This window comes from Roseburia sp. AF22-2LB, assembly GCF_003461125.1.
Taxonomy (GTDB): Bacteria; Bacillota; Clostridia; order Lachnospirales; family Lachnospiraceae; genus Roseburia_C; species Roseburia_C amylophila.
Genome location: NZ_QTWM01000018.1, coordinates 1 through 8,449, shown reverse-complemented (window position 1 = coordinate 8,449; position 8,449 = coordinate 1). Strand labels below are relative to the sequence as shown.

6 protein-coding genes, 3 tRNA genes and 1 pseudogene are annotated in these 8,449 nt (G+C 40.8%); 4 read left to right on the top strand and 6 right to left on the bottom strand.

Features of this window, described 5'->3' with window-relative positions; genetic code table 11:
• Window positions 1-60: 60 nt before the first annotated feature.
• From DWX96_RS14085 to DWX96_RS14075, 3 genes are read right to left on the bottom strand one after another with little or no spacing between them, the layout of a single operon-like run.
• A complete protein-coding gene (locus DWX96_RS14085; protein ID WP_117699227.1) occupies window positions 61-1,443 on the bottom strand; it encodes an NCS2 family permease in 1,383 nt (460 codons plus the stop codon).
• A gap of 26 nt (window positions 1,444-1,469) precedes the next feature.
• On the bottom strand, window positions 1,470-3,176 hold the full coding sequence (locus DWX96_RS14080; protein ID WP_118057811.1) for an adenine deaminase C-terminal domain-containing protein: 1,707 nt from the start codon (window positions 3,174-3,176) through the stop codon (window positions 1,470-1,472).
• Window positions 3,160-3,726 (bottom strand): phosphoribosyltransferase family protein, encoded by a 567-nt coding sequence (locus DWX96_RS14075; RefSeq protein WP_022242521.1) that lies wholly within the window; start codon window positions 3,724-3,726, stop codon window positions 3,160-3,162. Before DWX96_RS14075 ends, DWX96_RS14080 begins: the two co-directional genes overlap by 17 nt.
• Window positions 3,727-4,505: 779 nt before the next feature.
• Here DWX96_RS14075 and DWX96_RS14070 point away from each other — a divergent pair.
• A complete protein-coding gene (locus DWX96_RS14070; protein WP_117842179.1) occupies window positions 4,506-5,384 on the top strand; it encodes a LysR family transcriptional regulator in 879 nt (292 codons plus the stop codon).
• A gap of 137 nt (window positions 5,385-5,521) precedes the next feature.
• Here DWX96_RS14070 and DWX96_RS14065 read toward each other — a convergent pair.
• Window positions 5,522-5,592 (bottom strand) — tRNA-Cys (locus DWX96_RS14065).
• A gap of 69 nt (window positions 5,593-5,661) precedes the next feature.
• Window positions 5,662-5,733, bottom strand: a tRNA-Glu gene (locus DWX96_RS14060).
• Between the two features lie 246 nt (window positions 5,734-5,979).
• On the opposite strand from DWX96_RS14060, the gene DWX96_RS14055 reads away from it, so the two are divergent.
• The 3 genes and pseudogenes from DWX96_RS14055 to DWX96_RS14995 all read left to right on the top strand — a co-directional run.
• Window positions 5,980-6,873, top strand: coding sequence for an ABC transporter ATP-binding protein (locus DWX96_RS14055; protein WP_118057810.1), 894 nt, complete (start codon window positions 5,980-5,982; stop codon window positions 6,871-6,873).
• 1 nt (window position 6,874) lies between these two features.
• The gene (locus DWX96_RS14050) at window positions 6,875-7,669 is read left to right on the top strand and encodes an ABC transporter permease (protein WP_118057809.1); all 795 of its coding nucleotides are present in this window, start codon (window positions 6,875-6,877) and stop codon (window positions 7,667-7,669) included.
• Window positions 7,670-7,951: 282 nt separating this feature from the next.
• Window positions 7,952-8,113, top strand: a pseudogene (locus tag DWX96_RS14995) (IS91 family transposase); the annotation flags it as partial.
• A 126-nt stretch (window positions 8,114-8,239) separates the two neighbouring features.
• Here DWX96_RS14995 and DWX96_RS14040 read toward each other — a convergent pair.
• A tRNA-Asn gene (locus tag DWX96_RS14040) sits at window positions 8,240-8,312 on the bottom strand.
• Window positions 8,313-8,449: the final 137 nt, after the last annotated feature.

Sequence of the window (8,449 nt, the reverse complement as noted above, 5' to 3'; positions counted from 1 at the left end):
TATTTTCAAGGCTTGAAAGCGGTTTTCATCAACACATTTTGTCCTATAACTCTCAAAAGATTATAAGGAAATCATCAGATAACGGATAACAAAGAGTGCGGATAATACTACTGTGATAATATTTAACTCCTTGAACTTTCCGGTAAAGATTTTAATTAATGTATAAGCAATCAATCCAACGGCAATTCCGTTTGCGATGGAGTAGGTAAGCGGCATCATGATTAATGCAAGATATGCCGGAATTGCTTCGGATACATCATCAAATTCCATATCTTTGATAGCACTTAACAAAAGACCACCTACGAAGATTAATGCCGGTGCTGTTGCACAGGATGGGATGATGCTTACAAACGGAGCAAAGATGATTGCTGCTAAGAACATGATTGCTGTAAATACAGAAGTCAGTCCGGTTCTTCCTCCCACGCTGATTCCGGAGATACATTCACCATAAGTGGTAACGGTGGAAGTACCAAATATAGAACCGCCAACCGTTGCAATTGCATCACAGAGAAGGCTCTTCTTTGCATTTGGAATATTTCCATCTTCATCTAACATATTTGCTGATTTTGCAGTTCCGATTAAGGTTCCGATGGTATCAAACATGTCAACCATGGAGAAAGTGATAATCAGCATGATCAAAGTTAAAATTGCCTGTCCTACCGAGCTTCCCATAAATAATTCCCGGAAACCGCGGAAACATGCGAATAAAGAAACATCTGCAAAATCTTTTACCTGGGCACCAAAGTTAATCTGGAAGCCATCAAATACAGTATTTCCGGTGAAAATTCCAAGAATAGTTACTACAAAAATACTGATTAAAATAGAACCGGTTACTTTTTTCTTATAAAGAACGGTGGTAAGCACGATTCCAAAGAAGGCTAAAATTGCACCCCAGCAAGCCACCGGATTTTCAGAAAAAGTAGAAAAATCCACCAACGATACCATGGTACTTTCATTTCCTACAATAAGACCAGCATCCTGGAAGCCGATAAATGCAAGGAACAATCCGATACCCACTGATATGGCAACTTTTATATTTTTTGGAATTGCCATTACAATTTTTTCCCGGAAGGAACATAAGGTAATCAGGATAAATAATGCACCGGAAATGAATACCATTGCCAGTGATGCTTCATAGGAATAACCCATGCCAAGCATTACGGTGTAAGTAAAAAATGCGTTCATTCCCATACCAGGTGCCTGGGCAAACGGCAATCTGGCAAGAACTCCCATTAAGAAGGTTCCTAAAAATGCAGACAGACAGGTGGCAAAAAATACGCCGTTGAATACCTTATCATACATATCGGTTCCTTCAAAAGGTGTGGCAAGCATTGCCGGATTTACCATGATGATGTAAGCCATGGTAACAAATGTTGTGATACCTGCAATAAACTCGATTTTTACGCTGGTACCATTTTCTTTCAGTTTGAAAAACTTTTCCATAATAAACGTCCTTTCTTTTGTTTTATCTAAACCAGTTCACAGACTGGAATAAATCGATTATTTATAATATCCAATAATCCCCGGTTGGTAATTGCCATCTCCGGAATGACGGCAAGGGAAATCTGAAGACTCATGGTGAGGATTGGATTCTTAAGGATACAGCCGTGTTTCCATAAATCAGCTAAAAGTCTATCTGTTTCCTCTACAAATGCCTCCATTGGCTTCTGGCTTAATATGCCAAGTACCGGAAGTCCCACAAATTGTTTCTCTTCTCCATCCCTTACATAAGAAAGACCACCCTGTTTTGCAATCACCTGATTAAATGCCAGCGTCATATCCGAAAGAGAAGTTCCAAATGCAATCAGATTCTGGGTATCCTGTCCTACCGAACCGGCAAATGCTCCCTGCAGTGCTCCTGCCTGGCTGATGATGCCGATTCCGATGGAACCATCTTTCCGGTAACGGTCTACTACTGCACAATACATTAAGTCATCCTCTAAAATGAGTGCACCGTTCTTTACCGGAAGCTTTCTCTCTTCGTGAATTGTCTCTAAGGTTCCGTCCACGATTTTTACAATATTGACTTTTACTTTGCCATCTATGCAGCCTTCCGGCAATGGAATCGTAAGTTCTCCTTCTTTTAAATCATCCCGCTTTATGGAATGGATCACTTCTTTCGGATAATCCATTCGCAGATAAGAAGCCTTTGCAATTTCTCCGTTTACAATAACATCCTGCACCTTAAAGTCTGTTAAATTCTTCACAAGTATCATGTCTGCACGATATCCTTCTGCAATGACACCTCTGTCCTTTAAGCCATAGGCTGCTGCCGGATAAACCGTAGCAAGCTTGATTGCCTGAAGCGGCTCCACACCTTCTTCCACAATCTGCGCCAGTGCATAGTTCATATGTCCATGCTCTGCCATATCTTTTGCTGTAATACAGCCATCGGTAGAAAGTAAAATATGGTCGCTGTCTCCTGCTTTATCTAAGAATTCTTTTGCACTTGCAGGCTCTTTTAAGGAGCCACGGCGGATAATGACATACATTCCTTTCCTGAATTTTTCTAACATTTCCTCCACCGTTACACTCTCATGGTCGGAGCTTACGCCTGCTGCAATATAGGTATCTAAGTCAGCTCCCAATACACCCGGCGCATGTCCGTCTATTTTTAAACCTTTTTCTTTTCCATAATCTAAGATTTCTTTTAAAGAAGCTTCCTTTGCAATGACCCGGTTATAATCCATGGCTTCTGCAATTCCATACATGCCATATTCTTCCACCATCACTTTGACATCGGAAAGCATCACCTGTCCATAACAGTCTTCATATCCCGGTGCTGACGGAACACAGGGAGATGCCATCCAGACCGGTGTAAGATCTGTCTCCTTCATCTCTTCCATCAGATATTTTGCACCTTTATGTCCTAAGACATTTACTGCATCATGAGGGTCTAAGACTGCTGCTGTGGTTCCGTTTTGTATCAGTGCCTCTGCAAAAGATGCACTGCTTAACATGCTAAGCTCCACATGGGTATGGGCGTCAATTAATCCCGGCAGGGCAGTAAGCCCTTCCCCATTGATTACCGTAAGATGCTCCTTTTCTTCTATTTCACTGGCATCAATATGCTCTGCAATTTTCTCAAAACGACCATCTTTGATATAAATATCGCCAGTTTTTATCTCATTTTCCAATACATCTGCAATTGCTGCATGTTTAATCAACAGGCTCATAGGATTCTTTTCCTTTCTGAAACAATGGTAGTTTCTGTAAAAATGTGATATCTGTCCGCTCTGCCGCTTTTCCCTCTGCCAGAATTGCAAGCCTGCTGCAAACCTCGCCTCCGGCTTTCTGCACCAGACGTTCTGCCGCAGCCAGGGATTCTCCTTTTGAAATCACATCATCCACAATTGCAACTTTCTTTCCCTTTAACTTCTCTGCATCCGTTTCATCCAGAAAAATGTCCTGATTTCCTTCTGTTGTAATGGAATGCACCGCATCCTGGATAAATGATTTCACATAGGACTTCACGCTTTTCCGGACTACCACAAATTCCTTCATATGAAGCTGCTTTGAAATTTCGTACGCCAGGGCAATTCCCTTTGCTTCAATGGTCAGGATAATTTCCGCTCCATTGGCAAATGCCGCCAGTTCCTTACCTGCTTTCTCAATCAGCTCTGTATCACTGATTACCACAAAACTTGCATACGCTGTTCCATCTGACAGTTTCACAAAAGGCAGTTCACGTTTCAGACCACATACTTCTAAATCATAATGTTCCATTTTATCTATATCCTCTTATCCATCATTATATATCCGCCGGAGAATGTTCTGTCCCTTCGGATGTATTGTAACTATGAAAAACACGAAAGGTACAACACGTCCCCGTATTGCACCTTTGCTTACATACATTTGCATTATAATAGAAATTGTTTTATAATAAAAATACTATTTTTACTTGATTTCTATAATATTTTTATTATATTGTGTGGAGGGGAATTGTAAAGAAAAATATTTTATTTCAATATAATTAGCCGGTTATGCAGGAAGATTATTTTATCTGATATGAAATGTCTGCAGTTCTTAGTTACATGTTTTTCTTGATTATAAACTGTCTTTCCATTGCTTTAAGAGGATAACTGCTCTGTCCGCCGAGTACGGATGCTGAATAATGTCTGCAAGGGGCACTAAGAATTTCGACCTATAACTGAATAAGCCTGGCAACCGGCGCAAATTCACATCCATGTTCATATGCGCCTCGCTGGCACTTCCCTGTGCCAGCGTTGCCGGATGCCAGACGAAATTTCAAGTGCCCCTAACAGCCCTTAAAATGCATCCGTACTTCGGCGAACCGGGAAGTTATCATGTCAAACATTGGAAAGACTGTTTTGATAACAGAAAGAAAAACATGTGCTTTAGAACTGCGGCATTTCATATCAAAAATAATCTTCCCTGCATACCCGGAACTATATTGGAAATCCTATATTTTTTACAATCCCCCCTACAAACCACATAAATTATATTTTCAAATGATTCCTACAAAACAAAAGAGGTATTTTATTATGACATTAGACTCCTACCGTAACTTTGTAACCATTGTAGATTGCGGCAGTATCGTAGCAGCTGCCAATAAGCTTCTGATTGCACAGCCTTCTTTGAGTAACCAGCTAAAAAATATTGAGAAAACCTATGGTGCGAAGCTTCTTCTCCGGGGAAACCGTTCTTTAGAGCTGACGGATGCAGGAAGAATCTTTTACAAACGTGCCAAAGAGATTTGCATGATGGAAGAGGGCTTACGAAATGAATTGCTGAATCAGAAAGCCGGCTTCTCTGAACTGTTGAAGATTTCAATTCCAGCCGGTAACTCTCCTTATTTTCTGCACAAATTTTTTGATGCCTTTATCGCAAAGCACCCGAAAGTAAATTATGACTTTTATGAGATTCCAAGCGAATTTGTTATTCCGAATGTCTTAAATGGAATTACGGAGATTGGGCTGATTCGCTCTGCCGCACCCGGACATGGTGCGCTTACACTTTATCCCTATGAAAGAGAGGATATTGTTGCGCTGTTTCCAAAAGACCATCCCCTTGCTAAAATCAAAGGAAAGCTTTCTGTCCCGGACCTTGCCAACTACCCGCTGGCAATTCCTTTTGACTGTCTGGATATTGTTTATGCTTCTTTTGGACACTATCTTCTTTCGCCAAATGTTTCCATGATTACTTCTCCGAAAACCACTGCCATTGAATGGGCGCGCTCTTTTGGAAGTGTAGCCTTAGTCTCCCTGACGAAAGAGGACATACGTGAAATTAAGGATATGTGCATCAAATATATTTCCGATGAAAACCTCTATATTATGAGTGCTTTTATTATCAGCAAAGACCGGCACCTTTCGAAGATTGCGAAGGAATTTTTGCAGGTGCATGGTATTGAAGTTTCTTAAGGTGCTCGCCAACTACGAGAAACACGCTTTGCGAGTTTCTCGAGTTATCGCGGTGCTCGTCAAATCTGCATGCAAGCATGCGATTTTTCTCGCTACTCGCGTAAAAAAAGAGAATCTATAAAAGATTCTCTTGAAAGAGGCGACAACCAGATTCGAACTGGTGATAAGGGTGTTGCAGACCCGTGCCTTACCACTTGGCTATGTCGCCATATTCTGTTGTAACACTTCCAGTATATGCAGTGGCACATTTTTTATGCCTCATATTCCGTTCGTGTAATGACTCCGACGGGAATCGAACCCGTGTTACCGCCGTGAAAGGGCGATGTCTTAACCGCTTGACCACGGAGCCAGATACGTTCCAACGACCGTCAGAACGTGTTTTAGTATACCATAGAGTAGTGGTGATGTAAAGCGTTTTTTAAGAATTATTCGTCATAATTTTGCTGGAGTAATTTTGCTCAAAATTTTGTCTCAAAATTATTCTCTTTAAGGGTACACTTCTTTTCCCCTTCTGTCCATCTTTTAAAATTTTCTTCTTGACATTACTGTCTTAGTGTATTATTGTAGTAATACAAATAAAGAAGGAGATATGTTTATGGAAACAATATTGCAAACAACGAATCTTTCCCGGCAATTCGGTAAGAAGATGGCTGTAAATAATGTAAATATGACCATTCACAAAGGTGATATTTACGGATTCATTGGAAAAAACGGTGCCGGAAAAACAACTTTTATGCGCCTTGTTTTAGGTACTGCTTTCCCTTCCAAAGGAGAAATTAAATTATTCGACGGCGAGCCTTTCGATAAAGCCAGACGCAAAATCGGTTCTTTAATCGAAGCACCTGGACTTTATAAAAACTGTACCGCCTATGAAAACTTAAAGCAGTTTTCCTTAATTTACGGTGGCACCGATGCAGAGATTAAGGAAATCCTTTCTCTGGTTGGGCTTGCTGATACCGGTAATAAAAAAGCCGGCAAATTTTCCCTTGGAATGCGCCAGCGTCTTGGTATTGCCATTGCACTTCTCGGCAATCCGGAGTTCTTAGTCTTAGATGAGCCGGTAAACGGTCTTGACCCTGCCGGAATGAAGGAAGTCCGTGATTTGATTTTAAAGCTGAATCATGAGAAAAATATTACAATTCTCATTTCCAGCCACTTATTAGATGAGCTGTCCAAAATCGTTACCAGATATGGAATTATCAACGACGGTATGCTGATTGAAGAAGTTACTGCTGCAGAATTAAATGAACGCTGCCAGCACAAACTGATTTTTACAGTAGATGATGTGCAGAAAACAACCGCTATTTTTGCAGAAACTATTCCGGCAGAACAGATTCGCATTGCCGGCAATCAGGTGATTCTCTCCTCACATCTTGAGGAAGCCGCTGAATTAAACAAACGTCTGGTTCAACAGGACGTTGCGGTAAATAGTTTCTGGGTGCATGCAGAAGGACTTGAACAATACTTTATGAAACGGATAGGTGGTTAATATGGGACAATTATTTAGATTTGAATTTCGAAAATTATTCCGTCAGAAGAGCTTTTACATCTGTGGCTGTGTGTTAATCGGATTAATTCTTCTGACCGCAGTAACATTAAATATGATTTACAGTTTATCACAGGGAAATATGGAAGCTGGCGGCGTAACCGTAAGTGCTTCTGACGATGGATTCCTTTATACCGGCATATATATGCTGGTTGGTGCAGTTTCTTCCAGCAACTTTACCATTATACTGGCTGTATTTCTTTCCCTCTTTGTATGCAGCGACTACACCAATGGCACTTTAAAAAATATCATTGCAAGAGGCTACAGCCGCACCCGCATTTATGCGGTAAAATACATGGTATCCTTAGCTGCCACAACGGTTTATACCATTGTCTGCTGGCTTACCGGATTCCTTGCCGGCACTGCATTCTGGAAAGTTGGAAGCCTTTCCGGTACCACAGGAGATCTGGTTATCACCCTGCTTTTACAGCTTCTTGGTAACTTTGCATATACCTCCCTTTTCTTCCTGATTGCAGTTCTATTTAAGAAAACAGGCGGTTCCATTGCAGTCGGTATCATCGGTCCACTGGTTTTATCCATGATAATCTCACTGGCAGACACCCTGACCCACAAGAAATCCTTTGATTTTGCCGACTACTGGCTGGATAACTGTATGGTTGAGACTGCAACAGACCTTATGGCTTCAAATATGATTACCCGCTGTCTCATTTGCTTCCTTATCTATGCGGTACTGTTCTATGTAATCAGTATCTTCGTAGGAAGACGCAATGAAGTGTAACTATATGAAAAACTCTTTATGAGTTATTCACCATAAGAACTTGCTACCGGCAGCTTCTTACGGATGCTGAGCAGCATAAAAAACTCCCGCAGATATGTCATGATATCATGAGCAAAATCAGTTCATCATATCATGATGTTATCTGTGGGCGTTTTTTTGTGCTATTTTTTAACGCTATTCTTCAGTGATACTTATAGTGCTATTTCTTAACGTTACTTCTAATGCTGCTTTTTAACGCCATTTCTTACACCTATGACAATTTCCATTTTTCATTTGCCCTGTAAGCTTGTTGCCTGTGTTCACCGTCATTGTGTTTTCACTATCCCGGAAGAGCTTCGTGCTTATTTTCTCAAAGACAGATCTCTCTTAGATTGCTTATTCCATCCTGTCCGCGATGTTGTCCTTCGTACGTTTTCTAAAATGAACAAAACGGAAAACTGCACTATTTACCATTCGCTTTTTTGTCATGTCATTTTTTATTTCCAGTTCATTATACATTATTTCTGACGATTTAAGGAATTTCCTATAAATTAAAAAACTCGATAGCAAAATCTGCTATCGAGCAATTAACTCCCCGAGTAGGACTCGAACCTACGACAGCGCGGTTAACAGCCGCGTGCTCTACCAACTGAGCTATCGAGGATTATTAAGTTAAAGAATGACGTTCGCCTGAAATCAGGTAACGTCATTGTTAAAGGTACATACCTTCAAAACTTCATACAGATTATTTCCGAGTTGCTTTGGTCAAGCCCTCGACCGATTAGTAACAGTCAGCTCCAC

Excerpts from the sequence above, each read along its gene's own strand:
- DWX96_RS14075 (WP_022242521.1), bottom strand. The coding sequence starts at position 3,726 with ATGGAACATTATGATTTAGAAGTATGTGGTCTGAAACGTGAACTGCCT.
- DWX96_RS14050 (WP_118057809.1), top strand. The coding sequence starts at position 6,875 with ATGGGACAATTATTTAGATTTGAATTTCGAAAATTATTCCGTCAGAAG.
- DWX96_RS14080 (WP_118057811.1), bottom strand. The coding sequence starts at position 3,176 with ATGAGCCTGTTGATTAAACATGCAGCAATTGCAGATGTATTGGAAAAT.
- DWX96_RS14085 (WP_117699227.1), bottom strand. The coding sequence starts at position 1,443 with ATGGAAAAGTTTTTCAAACTGAAAGAAAATGGTACCAGCGTAAAAATC.
- DWX96_RS14055 (WP_118057810.1), top strand. The coding sequence starts at position 5,980 with ATGGAAACAATATTGCAAACAACGAATCTTTCCCGGCAATTCGGTAAG.
- DWX96_RS14070 (WP_117842179.1), top strand. The coding sequence starts at position 4,506 with ATGACATTAGACTCCTACCGTAACTTTGTAACCATTGTAGATTGCGGC.